Origin of the sequence: uncultured Microbacterium sp., assembly GCF_963524805.1 — a bacterium.
Taxonomy (GTDB): Bacteria; Actinomycetota; Actinomycetes; order Actinomycetales; family Microbacteriaceae; genus Microbacterium.
Genome location: NZ_CAURGG010000002.1, coordinates 554,847 through 573,726 on the forward strand (window position 1 = coordinate 554,847; position 18,880 = coordinate 573,726).

Annotated in this window: 16 protein-coding genes; 12 read left to right on the plus strand and 4 right to left on the minus strand. The window is 69.7% G+C overall.

The window, feature by feature from the left end; translation table 11 throughout:
- Positions 1–24: 24 nt before the first annotated feature.
- The 3 genes from RWQ91_RS07135 (at position 25) to RWQ91_RS07145 (ending at position 3,713) form a co-directional block, all read left to right on the plus strand.
- Positions 25–801 carry an SDR family oxidoreductase gene (locus RWQ91_RS07135; RefSeq protein WP_314504101.1) on the plus strand — a complete coding sequence of 259 codons (777 nt, stop codon included), beginning with the start codon at positions 25–27 and terminating at the stop codon, positions 799–801.
- A gap of 134 nt (positions 802–935) precedes the next feature.
- Positions 936–2,135, plus strand: coding sequence for a cysteine desulfurase-like protein (locus tag RWQ91_RS07140; protein WP_314504103.1), 1,200 nt, complete (start codon positions 936–938; stop codon positions 2,133–2,135).
- A gap of 132 nt (positions 2,136–2,267) precedes the next feature.
- Entirely contained in the window at positions 2,268–3,713 is a 1,446-nt protein-coding gene (locus RWQ91_RS07145; protein WP_314504105.1) for a DUF222 domain-containing protein, read from the plus strand.
- 65 nt (positions 3,714–3,778) lie between these two features.
- Here the strand turns inward: RWQ91_RS07145 and RWQ91_RS07150 are convergent, their stop codons facing one another.
- The gene (locus RWQ91_RS07150) at positions 3,779–5,023 is read right to left on the minus strand and encodes a family 1 glycosylhydrolase (protein ID WP_314504107.1); all 1,245 of its coding nucleotides are present in this window, start codon (positions 5,021–5,023) and stop codon (positions 3,779–3,781) included.
- A gap of 235 nt (positions 5,024–5,258) precedes the next feature.
- Between RWQ91_RS07150 and RWQ91_RS07155 the strand changes: the two genes are divergently transcribed.
- Genes RWQ91_RS07155 through RWQ91_RS07170 form a run of 4 tightly spaced genes read left to right on the plus strand, consistent with a single transcriptional unit; the run spans position 5,259 to position 10,833 of the window.
- Positions 5,259–6,827, plus strand: a complete 1,569-nt coding sequence (locus tag RWQ91_RS07155; RefSeq protein WP_314504109.1) for an ABC transporter substrate-binding protein — start codon at positions 5,259–5,261, stop codon at positions 6,825–6,827.
- A gap of 51 nt (positions 6,828–6,878) precedes the next feature.
- On the plus strand, positions 6,879–7,823 hold the full coding sequence (locus tag RWQ91_RS07160) for an ABC transporter permease (RefSeq protein WP_314504112.1): 945 nt from the start codon (positions 6,879–6,881) through the stop codon (positions 7,821–7,823).
- Complete coding sequence (locus RWQ91_RS07165; RefSeq protein ID WP_314504115.1) at positions 7,820–9,985, plus strand: dipeptide/oligopeptide/nickel ABC transporter permease/ATP-binding protein; 2,166 nt, start codon at positions 7,820–7,822, stop codon at positions 9,983–9,985. The genes RWQ91_RS07160 and RWQ91_RS07165 overlap by 4 nt, the downstream gene beginning before the upstream one ends.
- On the plus strand, positions 9,982–10,833 hold the full coding sequence (locus RWQ91_RS07170; RefSeq protein WP_314504116.1) for an ATP-binding cassette domain-containing protein: 852 nt from the start codon (positions 9,982–9,984) through the stop codon (positions 10,831–10,833). Before RWQ91_RS07165 ends, RWQ91_RS07170 begins: the two co-directional genes overlap by 4 nt.
- An 8-nt stretch (positions 10,834–10,841) precedes the next feature.
- On the opposite strand, the gene RWQ91_RS07175 is transcribed toward RWQ91_RS07170, so the two are convergent.
- Positions 10,842–11,753 (minus strand): LysR family transcriptional regulator, encoded by a 912-nt coding sequence (locus RWQ91_RS07175; RefSeq protein ID WP_314504118.1) that lies wholly within the window; start codon positions 11,751–11,753, stop codon positions 10,842–10,844.
- Between the two features lie 155 nt (positions 11,754–11,908).
- On the opposite strand from RWQ91_RS07175, the gene RWQ91_RS07180 reads away from it, so the two are divergent.
- Genes RWQ91_RS07180 through RWQ91_RS07195 form a run of 4 tightly spaced genes read left to right on the plus strand, consistent with a single transcriptional unit; the run spans position 11,909 to position 16,430 of the window.
- Positions 11,909–12,454, plus strand: a complete 546-nt coding sequence (locus RWQ91_RS07180; protein WP_314504120.1) for a quercetin 2,3-dioxygenase — start codon at positions 11,909–11,911, stop codon at positions 12,452–12,454.
- A gap of 3 nt (positions 12,455–12,457) precedes the next feature.
- The gene (locus RWQ91_RS07185; protein WP_314504123.1) at positions 12,458–13,231 is read left to right on the plus strand and encodes an alpha/beta hydrolase; all 774 of its coding nucleotides are present in this window, start codon (positions 12,458–12,460) and stop codon (positions 13,229–13,231) included.
- Positions 13,232–13,257: 26 nt separating this feature from the next.
- A complete protein-coding gene (locus RWQ91_RS07190; RefSeq protein ID WP_314504124.1) occupies positions 13,258–15,543 on the plus strand; it encodes a family 78 glycoside hydrolase catalytic domain in 2,286 nt (761 codons plus the stop codon).
- Positions 15,540–16,430 (plus strand): alpha/beta hydrolase fold domain-containing protein, encoded by an 891-nt coding sequence (locus RWQ91_RS07195; protein WP_314504127.1) that lies wholly within the window; start codon positions 15,540–15,542, stop codon positions 16,428–16,430. The genes RWQ91_RS07190 and RWQ91_RS07195 overlap by 4 nt, the downstream gene beginning before the upstream one ends.
- 119 nt (positions 16,431–16,549) lie before the next feature.
- Here the strand turns inward: RWQ91_RS07195 and RWQ91_RS07200 are convergent, their stop codons facing one another.
- Together RWQ91_RS07200 and RWQ91_RS07205 are read right to left on the minus strand one after the other, a co-directional pair.
- Positions 16,550–17,362, minus strand: coding sequence for an IclR family transcriptional regulator (locus RWQ91_RS07200; protein WP_314504129.1), 813 nt, complete (start codon positions 17,360–17,362; stop codon positions 16,550–16,552).
- Between the two features lie 18 nt (positions 17,363–17,380).
- Complete coding sequence (locus RWQ91_RS07205; protein WP_314504131.1) at positions 17,381–17,980, minus strand: carboxymuconolactone decarboxylase family protein; 600 nt, start codon at positions 17,978–17,980, stop codon at positions 17,381–17,383.
- Between the two features lie 75 nt (positions 17,981–18,055).
- On the opposite strand from RWQ91_RS07205, the gene RWQ91_RS07210 reads away from it, so the two are divergent.
- Entirely contained in the window at positions 18,056–18,859 is an 804-nt protein-coding gene (locus RWQ91_RS07210; protein ID WP_314504135.1) for an SDR family NAD(P)-dependent oxidoreductase, read from the plus strand.
- The last annotated feature ends 21 nt before the right edge of the window (positions 18,860–18,880 follow it).

The following is an 18,880-nucleotide window of genomic DNA, read 5'->3' on the forward strand; positions in this document are numbered from 1 at the left end:
GCGCACACGGGACAGGATGGGGCCATGGACCTTTCACCCGGCGCCCTCTTCTCGTGCGCGGGGCAGGTAGCGATCGTGACCGGCGCGGGCACGGGCATCGGCCGGGCGTGCGCCGAGGCGCTGGCCGCGGCCGGCGCACGCGTGGTGATCGCCGGCCTGCGCGACTCCGAGCCCGAGGCCGTGGCTGCCGATCTTGTCGCGCAGGGGCTCGAGGCGTTCGGGGTCGTGTGCGACGTGACGGATGCCGAACAGCTGCGTCTGCTCGTCGAAGCGACCGTGCACCGCTGGGGCCGGATCGACACCGTGCTCGCCAACGCCGGAGCGGCGCTCGACCAGCCCGGCGCGGATGACGCGCTCGAGCGCATGGACCGGATGTACGCGCTTCACGTGCGGGCCGTGGCTGAGCTGGCCGAGCTCGCCCTCCCGGTCATGGCCGACGGCGGTGGCGGGGCGTTCCTCATCATGTCGAGCCTGTCGGGCCTCCGCGGCAACACCGTGCTGTCCGGCTACGGCGTGACCAAGGCCGCGAACGCGCAGCTCGCGCGGAACATCGCCGTCCAGTGGGGCGGACGCGGCGTTCGCGCCAACGCGATCTCACCGGGAGTGATCGCGACCGAGTTCGCGACGCCGATCACCGCGGACCCGGATGCCGCCGCCGTGCGCCTCGCGAAGACGCCGCTGCGCCGCTTCGGAACTCCGGCCGAGGTCGCCGGCGCCGTCGTGTGGCTCGCCTCGCCCGCGGGGGCGTTCGTGACAGGGCAGAACATCGTGATCGACGGCGGTACGCTCATCTCCGACTGAGCCGGATCGCCCTCCGCCCACCCTCCTTCATCCGTCACCCGTGCACGCGAAACCGGCCGGCGCACGTACGCCGGTGACGGATGAACCGAAACCCGCACCCGACCGAAACCCGCACCCGACCGAAAGCAGGCACCGTGACTCTGGACGTGGCAGCGCTGAGAGCGCACTTCCCCTCGCTCGCTTCGGGCATCGCGCACTTCGACGGCCCCGGTGGCACGCAGACCCCCGCGAGCGTGGGCGAGGCGATCGCGCGCACGCTGACGGGCCCGCTGTCCAACCGCGGCACGTCGGTCGCGAGCGAGCGCAATGCCGATGACACGGTGCGGGGGTTCCGCGAGGCGATGGCCGATCTGCTCGCCGCCGACCCGCGCGGTGTCGTCTACGGACGCAGTGCGACGCAGCTGACGTACGACTTCTCGCGTGCGCTCGCCAAGACCTGGGCGCAGGGCGACGAGATCGTGGTGTCGCAGCTCGACCACGACGGCAACGTGCGGCCGTGGGTGCAGGCGGCCGAGGCTCGCGGCGTTCGCGTGCGGTGGCTGCGACTGAATCCGGACACCGCCGAGCTCGACCTGTCCGACCTCGATGAGATCGTGAACGATCGCACGCGGGTGGTCGCCGTGGCGGCGGCATCCAATCTGCTCGGCACGATCCCACCCGTGGCGGTGATCGCCGCGCGGGCGCACGCCGTCGGCGCGCTCGTATATGTCGACGGGGTGCACTATGCCGCACATGCGTCGGTGGATGCCGCGGCCCTGGGCGCCGACCTGTTCGTGTGCTCTCCCTACAAGTTCTTCGGGCCGCACTGCGCAGCGCTGGTGGCGGACACTGCGCTGCTGGAGTCGTTGCACCCCGACAAGCTGCTGCCTTCGACGGACGCAGTGCCGGAGCGGTTCGAGCTCGGCACGCTGCCGTACGAGATGATGGCCGGCGTCACGGCAGCGGTCGACTTCATCGCGGCGCTCGGTGATGCGGGTGGATCTCGGCGCGAGCAGCTGGTGGCGGCGAACCGGCTGATCGATGAGCACGAGCTCGCTCTTCGTCAGCAGATTGAGACGGGCCTGGCCGATCTCGGTGCGACGCTGCATTCGCGCGCGTCCGAGCGGACGCCGACCCTGTTCTTCACGCTGGCCGGTCGGGATGCCGCGGAGGCGTCGCGTTTTCTCGCATCGCGCGATGTGCTCGCTCCTGCCGGCAGCTTCTATGCATACGAGCCGTTCCGCGCGCTCGGGCTGCCGGTCGACTCCGGCATGCGCGTCGGCGTAGCGGCGTACAGCAACGACGACGATGCGGATCGGCTGCTCGACGGGCTGGCGGCGTTTCTGGGCAGGTGAGTCGGGCGGCGTTCGAGCGTTGTTTCCTCCACAGGGTGGTTTGGATTTGGAGTTTGCACAGCTCTGGATTGAGCCCTTGATCTGCGTCTTTTCCGACGTGTTGATGTCGGAAGCCCTCCTCACAATGGAGGTATGAGCAGCTTCGCGACGACACTGGAGCGGGTCGGCGACGACCTGCTCCGCGTGGTCGACGAGGTGTTCGCCGGGTCGCGTGGCTTGTCCGAGAAGGAGGTTCTCGAGGTCATGGCAGCCGCTGCGCGGATCGTGCGGGCGGGCGAGGCCCTGCTCGTCGAGACGACCGGTCAGGTCTGCGATCGTTCCGACGGACTGCCGACCGCCGAGCGGGTGACGACGCGGTTCGGATGCCGGTCGACCGGCGAACTGGTGCAGCGGGTGACGCGGATCTCGAAGCAGCGCGCGACCGATCTGGTGAGGTCGGGCCGGGCGGTGATGCAGCCGGTCGCGCTGACCTCGGGCGAGATGCTCCCCGCCGCGCTGCCGGCCATGCGCGACGCGCTCATGGCCGGCGAGGTCGGAGTGGACGGTGTCGTCGCGGTGGCCGGTCCACTGCTGTCATCGGTAGCCGGAACGGCCGCGATCCTCACCGCCGATGCGGAGCTGGCGGCAACCGCCCGTGGCGAGGGGGCGGATGCCGCGCCTCCGCCGAGCGCGGAGGACCTGCGTGCCATGGCGACGGTGTGGGCGATGTACCTCGACCAGGACGGAGCCGAGCCGCGGGAGGCCCGGGCGACGCGAAAGCGCTGCTTCACTGTCGGCCCCTGCCGCGACGGGCTGCACCCGGTTCGCGGGCACGTGCTGCCCGAAGTCGCCGCGCAGTTGCAGCGGGCGTTCGACAGCGTGCTGAACCCGAAGGTCGGCGGCGCGCCCGCCCCGGCAGGCCCGCACTTCCGTGAGGCAGCCGGCGAGCCTGGACCCGTCGACCCCGATGACCCGGACGCGCCGTGCGCGGCCATGGCGGACAACCGGTCCCGGGCGCAGAAGCAGCACGACGCTCTCGCGACGGTGCTCACCGTCGTCGCCGCTTCCGGGGCGCTGCCGCAACTGGGTGGGGCGGCCCCGACGCTCGTGGTCTCGGTCCGCTCGGAAGATCTGGTGTCGGGCCGCGGATTCGCGCATATCAGTGGTTCGGACGAGCCGATTTCCCTTGCCGCCGCCCGGCACGTCGCCTGCTCCGGCGCCGTGCAGCGGGTCGTGTTCGACGACACCGGCAGGATCGTCTCGCTCGGCACGCTGGAGCGGATCTTCACCCATCACCAGCGGCGCGCGATCAGCCTCCGAGACGGCGGATGCATCATCCCCGGCTGCCACGTTCCCGCCGAGTGGTGCGAGATCCATCATGTGCAGGAGCACTCGCGCGGTGGACCGACCCACACCGACAACGGGGTGCTCCTCTGCTGGCATCATCACCGCACCCTCGACAGCAGCGGGTGGATGATCCGGATGAGCCGCGGCGTCCCCGAAGTCCGCGGCCCCTACTGGTGGGACGCCAAACTGAAATGGCGGGCGGTCACGAAGTCGCCCGTGCGGATGCGGGAGCGAATGGCACGGCGGACATGATGACGAACGGGAGGACGCTGCCGCTCGCGCTGCGCGAGCTCATGGCGCCACCTATCCCCGCCGGGTCAGAGCCCTCTCGCCTCAGCCACGAGCTCCGCGTACACGCGCGCGCTGGGCTTGGCGGTCCGCTCGAAGGTCTCCCGATCCACCTCATGCAGGCCGAGCTTCGGGCCGTAGCCGAAGATCCACTCGAAGTTGTCCATAAGTGTCCAGTGGCAGTAGCCCAGAACAGGCACTCCGGCCGCGATCGCCTCAGCGAGCCCGTCGAGCGAGGGTTCGATGAACGCGGCACGGATGCTGTCATCCGGCGTGCTGACACCGTGCTCGCTCACGAGGATCGGCACACCGCTCACGGCATGCGCGTATTCGACGGCGCCGCGCAGCGACTCCGGATCCACGGCCGTACCCATGCCGTTCAGCGCAGCGCCGTCGGGTGCGGGCAGCAGTCCGTCCGGACCGTAGATCAACCGCTCGTAGTTCTGAACCCCGACGAAGTCGTCGTCCGCGGCGAGCCTTAGCCAGTAGTCGTAGACCTCCGCGCGCTTGCGCGCGACCACTTCTTCACCGCCCGGCGCCGCCACGTCGTCGCACATGGCGAGTGACAGCCCCACGCGCAGATCGGCGCGACTCTTCTTGATCGCGGCTTTGGCGGCGACATGTGCCGCCGTCATCCCCGCGCGCATGCCCGCGAAATCCTCGCGAAGCATCACGTTGCCGGCGCGGTATCGCTCCACGCCCGCCTCTCGCGCCGCAGCGGCCAGCGTCTCGCGCTCGAGCTCCGCAATGAAGTCCGGCAGGCCCGCCCAGGTGAGCATTTCGGGCAGGTCGGGCTCGTTGAACGTCACGGCCAGATGGATGCGGTCGCCGAAGCGGTCCATTACCACTCCGCAGAACCGGGCGAACAGCTCGGGCGCACTGTCGTCGAGCCAAGCCCCGCGTGCGGCGAACCAGTGCGGCGAGGTGAAGTGATTGAACGTCACGATCGGCGCGAGACCGCGTGCGCGGCATCCGTCGACGAGCGCTTCGTAGTGCGCGAGCGCATCTTCGTCGAATTCGCCCTCCACCGGTTCGATGCGGGCCCACTCGACCGAGAAGCGGTACGCGTTGAGGTTCATGCCGGCAACGAGGTCGAGGTCGGACTCCCAGAGCTCCCAGCCGTTCGCAGCCTTGCCCGAACGCTCCTGGAAGACCGTGGGCGTGACGTTCTCGAGGAACCACGTGTCGCTGTGGACGTTGTCCCCCTCGTTCTGGTGTCCGGCGGTGGCGACCCCCCAGAGGAAGTCGGCGGGGTAGGCGGAAGCAGCGGGCATGAGTGGTCCTCTCTGAACTCTGATCCCATCATGCCCTACTTGTTCATTAGATGAAAGCGTGTTTCACTAGAGACAGCGACAAACGTGGCCATGTTAGGCCGCCGCTAACGACAGTCAGCGTGAATCCGAATGGCCAAACCGGTCATACGCCGTCACTCTGTACCCAAGGATCGCTTCCCGATGCGATCCGTGACACCGAAGTCCGCACACAGCCCGACGATCACAGGAGATCAGGATGTCTCGAATCACCACAGCCCGCGGCGCCGCCGTCATTGCGGCGGTCGCCGTTTCGGCGCTCGCACTCAGCGCATGCTCCGGCTCCGGCGGGGGAGGCTCCGCCAGCGGCGGTGCCGCCGACACGTCGAAGCTCGTCATCGGCCTCGAGTCCGATCAGGCCGCTCTCGGCTACGACCCGCTGCGGTACGGCAGCGGCCAGAGGATGTTCTTCGAGGGCATCTACGACTCGCTGTTCGTCCTGGACGAGAACGGCCAGGTCGTCCCCGATCTGGTGACCGACTTCGAGTACAACGAGGACCAGACTCAGCTCACCCTCGACCTCGACACGTCGGCCACCTACGCGGACGGTACGGCGCTGAGCGCCGATCTCGTGAAAGAGAACCTCGACGACCGCGACAACCCCGACCTGTCGGCGTACAGCGGCTTCGCGGCGGGCGGCCAGAACGAGATCAGCGACGTGACCGTCGTCGACGACGACACCGTCACGATCACCTTCGCCAAGCCGACTCCCGGGTTCGAGGCGAACCTCGTCTTCCCGGCCGGCGTCATCGTCGGTCCCGCCGGCGTTGCGGACCGCTCCAGCCTCGACGCCACACCCGATGGATCGGGCCCGCTCGAGATCGACGCGGATGCGACCGTCAAGGGCAACTCCTACCTCCTCGTCAAGAAGGAGGACAACGACGCAGCGGCGGACTACCCGTTCGATTCGTACGAGTTCAAGCCGATCCTCGACCCGCAGGCGCGCGTCAACGCGGCGATCTCCGGTGAGGTCGACATGGCGAACATCACCGCTGACACGCAGGAACAGGTCGAGTCGGCGGGCACGGGCCTGGTCGCCAATGCCGGCACCGTCGTGAACATCGTGCCCTTCGACAAGAACGGCAGCCTGGCACCCCAGTGGGCCGACCCGAACGTCTGGAAGGCGCTCTCGATCGCGATCGACCGAGATGCCTACGTGAACGCCGTGCACCCGGGCGAGATCCCCACGGCCAACGCCCTTCCCACCGACAGCCCCGGCTTCCTGCCGGAGCTCGACGAGGACTACGCCTACGATCCGGACGCCGCCAAGGAACTGCTGGCCGACGCCGGATATCCCAACGGCTTCTCCTTCGACTTCACGATCAACCAGGGCAGCCAGCGTGACCTGGAAGCGCTGCAGCCCTACTGGGCGGCCATCGGCGTGACGGTGAACCTCAAGAACGCGGCCTCGACCGAAGAGCTGTTCGCCGTGGTGCAGACCGAGCCGATGGGCGGACCGCTCCCGCTCACGTGGACCAACCCGGCAGGCAACGTGTTCGGAGTGCTGTTCGGATTCGCGAACTTCCACGGAGCCGAGAACGCCGAGATCCAGGGGGCCGCCGGCGCGTACGCGGCGGCCACCGGCGACCAGGCCGCGCAGGATGCGGCGCTGGCAGATCTCAACCGGGCGATCGTCGACAACGGATGGCTGCTGCCGCTGTACAACCAGCTGGCGCCGTGGGCCTACAACACCTCGAAGGTGGCTGAGCTGACCTTCCCGGGTGCGGAGCCCTACCCGATCCTCGCGACGGTCCAGCCCGCGTCCTAACCTGATTCCGGTGCCGGCGGGCGACCGCCGGCACCGGAATCGCAGGGAGTGATGATGCTCTTCTTCATACTGAAGCGGGTCGCGTGGGCGATCCTCACGCTGCTCATCGCGTCGTGGATCGCGTTCGTCCTGGTGCACCTCTCCGGCTCGACGCCGGGTGGTGTGGCCCTCGGCCAGTCGGCCACGCCCGAGCAGGTCATCGCGTACAACGAATCCATCGGCTGGTACGACCCCTGGATCCAGCAGTACTTCGCGTGGATCGGACAGGTGCTCCAGGGCAACCTCGGGGTCTCGCTCATCGACGGTCGTCCGATCGGGCCCGACATCGCGAAGCGCCTCCCGGTGACGGCCGCCCTCGCCCTCTTCGGAACGCTGCTCAGCGCCATCGTCGGCATCGTGCTCGGCGTCACCGCCGCGGTCCGCGGCGGGGCCGTCGACCGGTTCATCACGGCACTCTCCGGCGTGCTGCTCTCGGTCCCTGCGTTCTGGGTCGGCGTGCTGCTGGTCTACGTGTTCGCCGTGCAGCTTCGCCTGCTGCCTGCCACGGGGTTCGTGCCGTTCGCGAACAACCCCGAGGCATGGGCGAGATCGCTGGTGCTGCCCGTGCTGACGATCGCGATCACCTCCGCGGCCGGGATCGCGCGGCAGACCCGCGCGTCGATGTCCGAGACGCTCACGCAGGAGCACATGCGCACGCTCCGGGCCATCGGCACACCCACGACGCGCATCATCTACGTCCACGCACTGCGGGGGGCGAGCCTCCCGATCATCGCGAGCATCGCCATCCAGTTCATCGTCCTGTTCAGCGGCTCGGTCATCATCGAGGTGCTGTTCGCCCTGCCCGGTATCGGGCAGGCCATGCAGGCGGCGGTCGGATCTGCCGATCTGCCCTTCGTCCAGGCGCTCGTGCTCGTCGCGACGCTCGTCGTCGTCATCGTCAACCTGGGTCTGGAACTGCTCAACCGGACTCTCGACCCGAAGCTGCGTGCCTCATGACCGTTTCGACCACGTCCATCGTGCGCCCCAAGCGCACCGAGCGCCGCCTCGGTGGCCGGATCCTCCGCTCGCCGGCAGCCGTGATCTCGCTGGTCTGGCTCATCGGTCTGGTGCTCGCGTCGCTGACCGCTCCGCTGTGGCTTCGGTATGGCCCGCTCGAGCAGGATCTCTCCGCCGTCCTCCAGGGACCGTCGTTCGCCCACCTGCTGGGCACCGACGAACTCGGTCGCGACCTGCTGTCGCGCCTGGTCACCGCGGCCGCACCCACGATCTTCACGGCGATCATCGTGCCGATCGTGGCGATCGGCGTCACCGTGCCGATCACCCTGTGGGCGGCGCGCAGCGTGCGGGGGGAGGGCGTGATCAACCGGATCAGCGAGATCGTGCTGTCCCTGCCCGGCACGGTCATCATCCTGGCGTTCATCGCGGCGGTGGGAACGAATATGCCGCTGGTGATGATCGCGTTCGGCCTGCTGCTGTTCGGCGCAATGTACAAAGTGCTCTTCGGGCAGGCCAAGTCCCTGCACAAGCAGCTCTTCGTCGAGGCCGCGGCGGTGGACGGCGTCCGGCCGATGACCGCCAGCATCCGTCACGTCCTTCCCAACATGTCCACGACGGTGATCGTGCAGTTCGTGCTGCTGTTCGGCGTCGGCATCGGCTTCCAGGCAGGACTCGCCTTCATCGGCCTCGGGCCGCAGCCGCCGGAGCCGACCTGGGGTGGGATGATCCAGACCGCGTCGCGCTTCATCTTCCAGCAGCCGTGGATGATGATCCCGACGGGCGCGATCCTGGCGCTCACGATCATCGCCGCCAACTCACTCGCCGACGTCCTCGCCGGCGGAACGGCGGTGCCGCCGCCCCTCGTGGCCCTGCGTCGCAGGAAGAGCAAGACGCCCGTCACCCAGATCTCGGCATCCGCTCTGTCGGACGATCTTCCCGCGGAGGAATGGAGCGACCGCGAGGCGCCCGAGTCGTTCGCGATGATGGGCGACGCCTCCCTCCCGTCGAGCAACATGGACCCCATGCGCAGCGCCAACGCGGCGACGGATGTCGTGGACCTGGCCGAACTCGGAACCGGCGAGCCGACGGTTCTGGAATCGGATGCCGGGCCTGTGCCCGCCGCGCCGGCCGGATTGCCGGCAGCGAAGGGCGAACTCGTCGTCCAAGACCTGGTCATCGGCGTCGACGGCGGCCCGGCGCTGGTCACGGGCGTCTCGCTGCGGGTTCGGCCCGGACGGGTGATGGGCCTTGTCGGCGAGTCGGGCTGCGGGAAGAGCGTCACCTCCTACGCCCTTCTCGGACTGCTCTCGCCGGGCCTGTCGGTGCGTTCCGGCAGCATCGGCTGGAACGGCGCCGACCTGGCCCACGCGTCGGAGAAGACGCTGCAGCGGGTGCGCGGTCACGAGATCGCGTTCATCTCGCAGGAGCCGACCCGCGCGCTGGACCCGATGTTCACGGTGCGCTCGCAGCTGTCGACGGCCGTCAAGCGGCTGCGCGGGGTCAGCGGATCGGATGCCAAGCGGATCGCGGGCGAGCTGCTCACCGACGTCGGCATCAACGATGTGCCTCGCGTGCTCAAGAGCTACCCGCACCAGCTGTCTGGGGGCATGGCGCAGCGCGTCGCGATCGCCCTCGCCCTGGCGGGCAAGCCGAGCCTCCTCGTGGCCGATGAGCCGACCACAGCGCTCGATGTGACGATCCAGGCCGAGATCCTCGATCTGCTACGCGGGCTCATCGCCGAGCGCGGCATGTCGATCATCATGGTCACCCACGACCTCGGGGTCGTCGCCGACCTGTGCGATGACGTGTCGGTGATGTACGCCGGCGAGATCGTCGAGACGGGCTCGGTGCGCGACGTGCTCATGCGACCCGAGCACCCGTACACGATGGCTCTGCTGGCAGCCGATCCGCACGCGATCCCCGACCTGGACAGCACGACGAGGCTGGCCTCGATCCCCGGGCAGGTTCCGCTGCCGGGATCGTGGACGAGCGGATGCCGGTTCGCCCCCCGCTGCCGCTTCGCGACGAACGACTGCCTCGCAACCGTGCCCCTCGAACCCCGGGCGTCCGGGCGCGGCGCGGTGCGCTGCGTCCGACGCGACGAAGTGAGCGGCCGACAGGACGAGTGGAGAACGCCCGTCACGATAGGAGGAGACCGATGAGTGCGTCGGCATCGCAGCCCTCCGCGTCTGCGCCCCTGCTGGAGGTGAAGAACCTCGTCGTGCGCTACGGCAAGAAGGGTACGGCTGCCGTCGATGACGTGTCGTTCAGCATCGCGCGCGGTGAGACGCTCGGTCTGGTCGGAGAGTCGGGATCGGGCAAGACGACGATCGGCCGAGCCATCCTGGGCCTGCAGCCGGTCACCAGCGGCGAGATCTGGTTCGAAGGCAGGAACATCACTCGAGCGAGCGTGCCGGAGCGCCGCGCGCTGCAGGGCGACCTGCGTGCGGTGTTCCAGGACCCCTACTCGTCCTTGAACCCGCGGCGTCCGATAGGCGAGGCGCTCGCCGAGCCGCTGCGCGTGTCGGGGGTACCCCGGGCCGATCGCAGCCTCCGCGCCGACGAGGCGCTGGCCGCGGTCGGCCTGCCGCTGGGATCGGGCAGCCGGTACCCCCGACAGTTCTCCGGCGGACAACGTCAGCGCATCGCCATCGCGCGGGCGCTCGTCACCGATCCGAGGCTCGTGGTGTGCGACGAGGCGGTCAGCGCTCTGGACCTCTCTACGCAGGCGCAGGTGCTGAACCTGCTCGCCGAGCTGCGTACCGGCAAGGACCTCGGCTATCTGTTCATCGCGCACGACATGGCGGTCGTGGAGTTCCTCGCCCAGCGCGTCGTCGTGCTCAACCGGGGACGGATCGTGGAGCAGGGGACGACGGCGGAGGTGCTGCAGAACCCGCAGAACCACTACACGAAGGTGCTCATGGCGGCCTCACCCGTTCCCGACCCCGACGAGCAGGCCCGGCGACGGAAGGTGTGGCAGGAACTGAAGGCGACGGCGCCCGCGGCCTGAGCCGCCGGTCAGTGGAAGGTCGCCGGGACCAGCGGCGACAGCGACTGCGCGGTCTCACGGAAGGATGCCACCATCGGATTGGGGCTGTCGCTCAGGCTGCACAGAACGATGGTCGCCGGCTCGATGTCGGTGATGGGGATGAACGACAGCTCGTCGCGCCGATAGTGCTGGCTGGCCGATTGCCCCGCGATGTTCACGCCTGCGCCGGCGGCGACCAGCTCAAGCAGGCCCTCGACGCTGTCGGCCGTAGGACCGCGCTTGGGCCGCGTGCCATCGGGTCGCGGGTCGACCAGCCACCAGTTCACGACCTCGGTGGGACCGTTCGCCACCGACAGGAACATCTCGTCTGCCGTGTCGAGGATCGAAATCGCCTCACGGCCGGCGAACGGATGATCGGCGCGTACGACGAGCACGCGCGCTTCCCGCCACAGCGGCTCCGCCCGCACCCGGGGCGGAAGCAGCATCGGCCAGGGAGCGAAGACGACGTCGACGCGCCCGCCCTCGAGCTCGTCGGCGACATCGAAGAAGCCGAGTCTGCGCATCTCGATGCGCGCCTGGGGGATCGCCTGCATCGTGGCGGCGATGGCGGCGGTCGTCAGCGTGCCGGCCCCGGCCGCGACGACCCCCACTCTCAGGACGGGCGCGTTGCGATCCCGTCGAATCGACCGGCCCCAGCTGAGCAGCTGATCATGGTCGTCCTGCACGCGCCGCGCGAGCGGCAGCAGCTCGCGCCCGTACGCGGTCAGCTCCACCTTGCGCGGACTGCGGTCGAACAGCTTGACGTCCAGCTGCTGCTCGAGGCGGCTGATCTGCTGACTCAGCGACGGGGGTGTGATGCTCAGCCGCTCGGCGGCACGGCCGAAGTGCAGCTCCTCGGCGAGCACGCAGAAATACCGGATCACGTGGATAGGGACATCCATGCGCTGATCTTAGCCTCAGGCTAACGCCGGGTAGGGAGCTCGAACTTCCGTCGACGGCTGATCGTGGCGAGACTCTACCTACCCGAAGCGCGCGAGAGGCATCAGCCTGCGCTTCTTCCGCCTCAGCGCGGACACCCACTTACAAGGAGGTAAGCATGACCACTTTCCCTGCTGACGACGCCGACAAGGTGCCCTTCGCCGGCATCCTGCCCGCCGCCGCGAAGCCGTTCGTCCTGGGCAACGGCGAAGGAGAAAAATCTCTCGTCTTCGACCAGCTCTTCTCGATCCTGCTGTCGGCCGATGAGACCGACGACCAGTACGGCGCCTTCACGATGGTGGGGCCGAAGGGCGACCGCATCCCGGCCCACAAGCACTTCAAGACCCACGAGATCTTCTACGTCGTGGACGGCGAGATCAGCGTCTGGATGGACGACGAAGCCGACTACCACTCCAAGACGACGCTGACCACGGGCGACTTCGCGTACATCCCCGCGAACGTCGTGCACGCGTTCCAGATCCACAACACCACCAAGGTGTTCGGCGTGGGCACCGCGGGCTTCGAGCGCTTCTTCCACGCGATGGGCCAGAAGACCGACGCGACGGAGCCGCAGGGCATCTACGTGCCCGACTATCCGACGATGCGCGCTGCGGGCGAGAAGTACTGGACGCAGTTCATGCCCGAGTTCCAGTTCCGCGACTGACGCATGCCCTCGATCCTCGAGGTCGACTTCGCTCAGCCGGAGGGATTCCGGCCGCTCTCGCTCGATCTGCGCACCCCGGATGCCGGCGTTGCCCCGCTCGTCGTGTTCCTGCACGGCGGGGGGTGGCTGCGCGGCAGCCGAAAGGTGTTCACACCGGGCATCAGCGACGCGCAGTCGTTCGACCGCATCGTCGCCGCCGGCTTCGCCGTCGCGTCCTGCGAGTACCGGCTGAGCGGTGAGGCCCGCTTTCCCGCACAGCTCCACGATGTCGATGCCGCACTCGCGTGGCTGCAGACGCACGGCGCCGACCACGGCGTCGACGCCTCACGACTCGTGCTGTGGGGTGTGTCGGCCGGTGCCACGCTCGCGGCTCTGACCGGGCTGCGTCGCGAGGACATCCGCGGCGTCGTGGACTGGTTCGGCCCGGCCGACCTGTTCGCGATGGCGGGGCACGATTCGGGCGAACCGGCGACCGACACCCGCGAGGCGCGCTGGCTGGGCGCGCCGGCCGCCGAGCTCCCAGATGCCGCCCGCCTCGCCTCGCCGGCGCTGCAGGTGCACGCGGGGGCACCCCCGTTCCACATCGCCCACGGCACCGCCGACGAGCACGTCCCGTTCACTCAGAGCGAGGCGCTGACTGCGGCACTGCGCGCGGTCGACGTTGAGGTCGAGTTCCTCCCCGTCCCCCGCGGCCGGCACTTCTGGCAGGGACTCGACGACACCGCTCCGGTGTTCGACGCCGCCCTCGACTTCGCCCACCGCGTCACCGCACCCTGACCCCGAATGAATCGCGAAAGGCCCCGATGACCGAGGCAGTCATGATCGCTCCCGCCCACCCGGCCGAGGCGGCGCCGCTGCTGCGCCGCGAGTTCCGGCTCGACGACGGCCACGGTGCGGTCACGAGCGCGACGCTTCGCCTCAGCGCACTGGGCGTCATCGAGGCCTGGGTGAACGGCATCCCGAGCTCGGATGAGCTGCTCGCGCCGGGATGGACCAGCTACGAATGGCGCGTCCGGCTGGTGGAGCACGACGTGACGGATGCCGTCGCGGGGCGCACCGTGGGAAAGAGCATCGCGATCGGGCTGCGCCTGGGCAACGGCTGGTGGCGCGGATACCTGGGCTTCACCGGTCAGCGAGCGGTCTACGGCGACGAGCGCGCCGGGTACGCCGAGCTGGAAGTGCGCTTCGCCGACGGCCACGTGCAGACCGTCGGCACCGACGAGACCTGGCGTGCGGCATCCGGAGAGGTGCTCGCCGACGACCTCTACAACGGCGAGACGATCGATGCGCGCCGGCGGGACCCGGCGTGGCTGGATGCGGGCTTCGACGATTCCGGGTGGAATGCGGTCCGCGCGGTCGAGTTCGACGCCGGCCACCTCGTCGAACGCACGTCACCCCCCGTACGGCGGCTGAGCGAGCTCCCGGTCGAGCGCGTCTGGACTTCGCCGACCGGCAAGACCCTGGTCGATTTCGGCCAGAACCTCGTCGGGTTCGTGCGCGTGCGCGTCACCGGCCCGGCGGGCACCGAGGTCGTGCTCCGCCACGCGGAGGTGATCGAGGACCATGAGCTCGGCACGCGGCCGCTGCGCCGCGCCGAGGCGACGGACCGGTACATCCTGAGCGGAGGCGAGGACGTGTTCGAGCCGACCCTCACCTTCCACGGTTTCCGCTACGCGGAGGTCAGCGGGTGGCCGGGGGAGCTCGATCCGGCTGCCCTGACGGCGGTCGTCGTGGGCACCGACATCGCGTCGATCGGCTCGTTCGAGTGCTCCGACCCGATGCTGAACCAGCTGCACAGCAACGTTGTCTGGGGCATGAGGGGCAACTTCCTGAGCGTCCCCACAGACTGCCCGCAGCGCGACGAGCGCCTCGGCTGGACGGGCGATCTGGCGGTGTTCGCGCCGACAGCGGCGTTCCTCGGCGACGTCGAGTCCTTCCTCGCGGACTGGCTGGTGGATGCCGAGCTCGAGCGACAGGCGACCCCTCAGCACACGGTGCCGGTCGTGGTGCCCAACGTCATGAAGTACCTCAGCACCGGCTTTCCCGAGCCGGGCGCGACCGCCGTGTGGGGCGACGCCGCCGTCTGGGTGCCGTGGGCACTCTGGCAGGCGTACGGCCACGAGCAGACGCTCCGGGCCGCCTACCCCCTCATGACCGCACACACGCGCAGTGTCGCGTCGGTGCTCGCGCCCGACGGCGCGTGGGACACCGGGTTCCAGTTCGGCGACTGGCTCGATCCGGACGCGCCGGCGGACGACCCGGGCAAGTCGAAGGCGCCCTCCGAGATCGTGGCCACCGCCAGCGCGTTCCGCACTGCCACGCTCATGGCCGAGGCGGCCGCCGTGCTGGGCGAGCAGGCGGACGCCGAGGAGTTCGCGCAACTGCGCGACCGCATCGGCGCCGCCTTCCGGGCGCGGTACGTGCGAGCCGGGCGCATCCAGAGCGACAGCGCGACCGCCTACGCGCTCGCGATCGCCTTCGGCATGCTGTCGGATGCCGATCGTCAGGTCGCCGGCGATCGCCTGGCCGAGCTCGTCCGTGCGGCGGACCACCGTATCAGCACCGGTTTCGCCGGGACGCCGTTCGTCACCGACGCGCTCACCATGACCGGTCACCTCGACGACGCCTATGCGCTGCTTCTGCAGCGAGAGGCACCGTCCTGGCTCTACGCCGTCGGGATGGGCGCCACCACGATCTGGGAGCGCTGGGACTCGATGCTGCCCGACGGCTCGATCAACCCCGGCGAGATGACCTCGTTCAACCACTACGCCCTGGGCGCCGTCGCCGACTGGATGCACCGGTCGGTCGCGGGCCTGGCGCCCCTGGAGCCGGGCTATCGCCGCATCCTCGTCGCGCCGCAGCCCGGAGGCGGCCTGACCTGGGCGGCGGCGAGCCTCGACACCCCGCACGGCCTGGCGGCGGTGCGGTGGGAGCGCGACGGTTCCGCGCTGAGGGTCCAGATGACGGTGCCCGAGGGCGCCGAGGCGGTGCTGCGGCTTCCCGGACACGAGGATGAGACCGTAGGCCACGGCATCCATGTCCGCCTGATGACACCGCAAGAGGCAACAACAGAAGGAGCAATCGCATGACGGAAACCCACGACGTCGCGCTGCGGGCCGGCGACCACGACTTCCGCGTTCGGGTCTACCCCGCGCCGGAGCCGAACGGTGCGCTGCTGGTGTGGCTGCACGGCGGAGCCTTCATGTTCGGCACCCTGGAGATGCCCGAAGCCGACCAGGTGGGTCGGCGCTTGAGCGCGGACGGGATCACCGTGGTCTCGGTCGACTACACCCTCGCGCCCCTGGAGGCGCTCGAGATCCTCGGGCCGCCGGACCCGGACGCCGACATGCCCTCCCCGGAGCAGATGCGCGCCGAGATGGAGGCTGCAGGCCCCCGCGCCCGCTTCCCGGTTGCGAACCTGCAGGTCGTCGCGGCCTTCGACTGGGCCGTCGCCAACGCCGCGACGTACGGCGCGGACCCAGAGCGCGTGTCGGTGGGCGGCGCGAGCGCCGGTGCCAACCTGTCTGCCGGCGCCGCCATGCGGCTGCGCGACCGCGCGACGACGGCGCCCCGGGTGCTGGCTCTGGTCTACCCGTCGCTGCACGACGGCATCCTCGAGCCGAATGACGAGACCGCCGAGCTGCTGCGCAGCGTCCCTGCTGCCCGGCTGTTCACACCCGAGAGCCGGGATGCGATCAACCGCAACTACCTGGAGGACCCCGACGGCGACGCTCACGGCTACGCCTTCGCCGGCGGCCATGATCTCGCGGGCCTTCCCGAGGTGCTGATCGTGAACGCCGAGCTGGACAGCCTGCGCCCGTCGGGCGAGGCGTTCGCGGCGGAACTGGCCGCGGCGAGCGTGGACGTGCGGGTCGTGCGCGAGCACGGCGCGATGCACGGCTATCTCAACGAGATCGGCCATCCGGCCGGTGAGCACACGCTGGCTCTGCTCGCCGACACGGTGGGCGGAAGCTGAGCAGCGGCATCCGGCCCCCAATCTCGCAGAATCGCGCGAACTTCGCACGATTTCCCGCGAATCCTGCGAACTCGGCGCGATCCTGCGACCGTCGCGGCGTCGAGATCCGGCGTCCGGGCTCAGGTCGCGCGCAGCAGCCTCGAGATGTCATCGGCGGTCGCGCGGAGGCGCTCGAGCAGCGGCCCGCGCAGCGACGCGACGTCGTGCCGCGACGAGGCGACCGCGATGTTGATCGCCGCGGCAGGTCGCGCGGTGTCACGCCCGAAGACCGGCACCGACACCGAGCGCAGGCCGGCGGCGACCTCCTGATCCTGCAGCGAGTACCCCTGCTCCCGGATCACGGCGAGGCGCTCGCGCAGTTCGGCGAGGGATTTCGCGGCGTTGGGGCCGGCATCCGCCCCGAAGTCGTGCGTCGCGAGGGCCGCCGTCAACTCGGCCTCGGTCAGGTACGCCAGCAGCAGCTTGCCCATGGACGTGTAGGCCGCCGGCAGCGTCGATCCGACCTGGATGTTCGCGGTCACGAGGTCGGAGTTGCGCAGCCGCGCGAGATAGAGCACCTGGTCGCCGACCAGCACGCCGAGGTTGACCGTCTCGCCAGACGACTCGGCGAGGTGCCGCAGGGGCTGCTCGCTCAGCTGCACGAGGCTCGATCCCCGCAGGGCGGCAGAGCCGAGCAGCAGCACGGCGACGCCCGGGCGGATGCCGCCATCCGGCAGCCGCTCGAGATAGCCGCCCTCTTCCAGGGTGGCCACCACGCGGAAGGCGGTCGGCATCGGGATGCCCGTGCGGTCGCAGATCTCGCGCAGCTTGAGCGAGGTCACCGACTCGTCGAACAGGCGCAGGACGTCCAGGCCCTTGGCCAGGGCCTCGATCCGGTACCGGCTGGCGGTCTTGCCGCCGCCGCCCGCATCGATCATGTCATCGGCTTTCATGGAGTGAAACCGTATCAGTCAGCCGACGCGGAACACGCGCAACTGCAGGGCGAGGGTCGCGTAGTAGCCGACCAGGGCGGTGAGCTCGAACACACCGCCGATGCCGAGGGCGGTGGATGCCGCATCCCAGTCCTCCTCCGACAGATCGCCGTTCAGCAGCGCGACCGTCGCGCGGGCGACCGCGCCCTCCGCTCCGTCGAACCCGGACACCTCGAGCGCGCGGATCGCCGCGAGCTCATCGTCACCGAACCCCAGAGCGCGGGCGATCGCCTCGTGCGCCTCCCTCTCGAAGGCGCTGTCCCACCGGGCGGCGACGAGCAGGATCGCGAGCTCTCTCGCACGATCCGTGAACCCGGTGCGATAGCGGATCGCCGCTCCGAGCTCCTGCTGGGCGGAGCCGACGGCGGGCGAGCGCAGCATCAGATCGAACGGCCCGCGCAGCGAACCGTCGTCCGCCGTCAGCGGGAAGTGCTGGGGACCCTGTGCTCGCGGTCCGCCGGTGATCGCCGCGTACAGGGCGGTCTGCTCGAGCGTGAGTTCCTCCGGTGCAAGCGGAGGGATGCGGGGTGCCATGTTCTCCTCGTTCCCCGCGGCCGGGATGCCGCCGGATTGACTCACCCCAGACTATCGGTTATATTCACTAAGCGAAAGCAACTTTTGCTGAATGAACTGATGGATGGCAAGGACGCACCGATGTCGACGAACGACACCCTCGAGACCAGCGCCGTCGAGCGCGTGAACGCCGACTGGCTCGGCCTGCACGGCGCTCGCGTGCTCGTCGCCGGTGCCGGCGGGATCGGCGGCGCCTGCGCCCTCGCCTACGCAGGGGCCGGCGCATCCGTGGCCGTCGTCGATCGCGACCAGCGCGCGCTCGACGCGATCGGCGCCGAGCTGAGCGCCCTGGGTGCCCGCCACGAGCTGATCCAGGCCGACCTCACCGAGCACGGCGCGGGAGAGCGGGTCGTCGCGCAGGCCATCGAGCAGCTCGGGGGGCTGGAGGTTCTGCTGCACGCGGTCGGAATCAACGACCGCCGCCCGATCCTCGAGTTCACCGAGGACGAGTGGGACCACATCCTGCGCGTCAACCTCTCGTCGGTCTTCGGGCTCGCCCAGGCCGCCGGACGCCACATGGTCGCGCAGGGCTTCGGCCGCGTGCTCGCCCTGTCCAGCGTGTCGGGCCTGCTCGCCCACCACTCGCACGGCCCGTACGCGGCGTCCAAGGGCGGCATCAACCAGCTGCTGCGCGTCATGGCACGCGAGTGGGCGGCATCCGGAGTCACCGTCAACGCCCTCGCCCCCGGCTACATCGAGACCCCGCTGACCGCGGGCGAGCTCGCCAAGCCCGGCAAGCGGGCAGATCTCGAGAGCCTGGTTCCGGCCGGCCGCCTCGGCACCCCCGACGAACTCACCGGTCCCGCCCTGTTCCTGTCATCCCGCCACGCCGGCTTCATCACCGGCCACGTGATGTACATCGACGGCGGACGCACGCTGGTCTGAGACTGAGAGAGACGAAGGAGC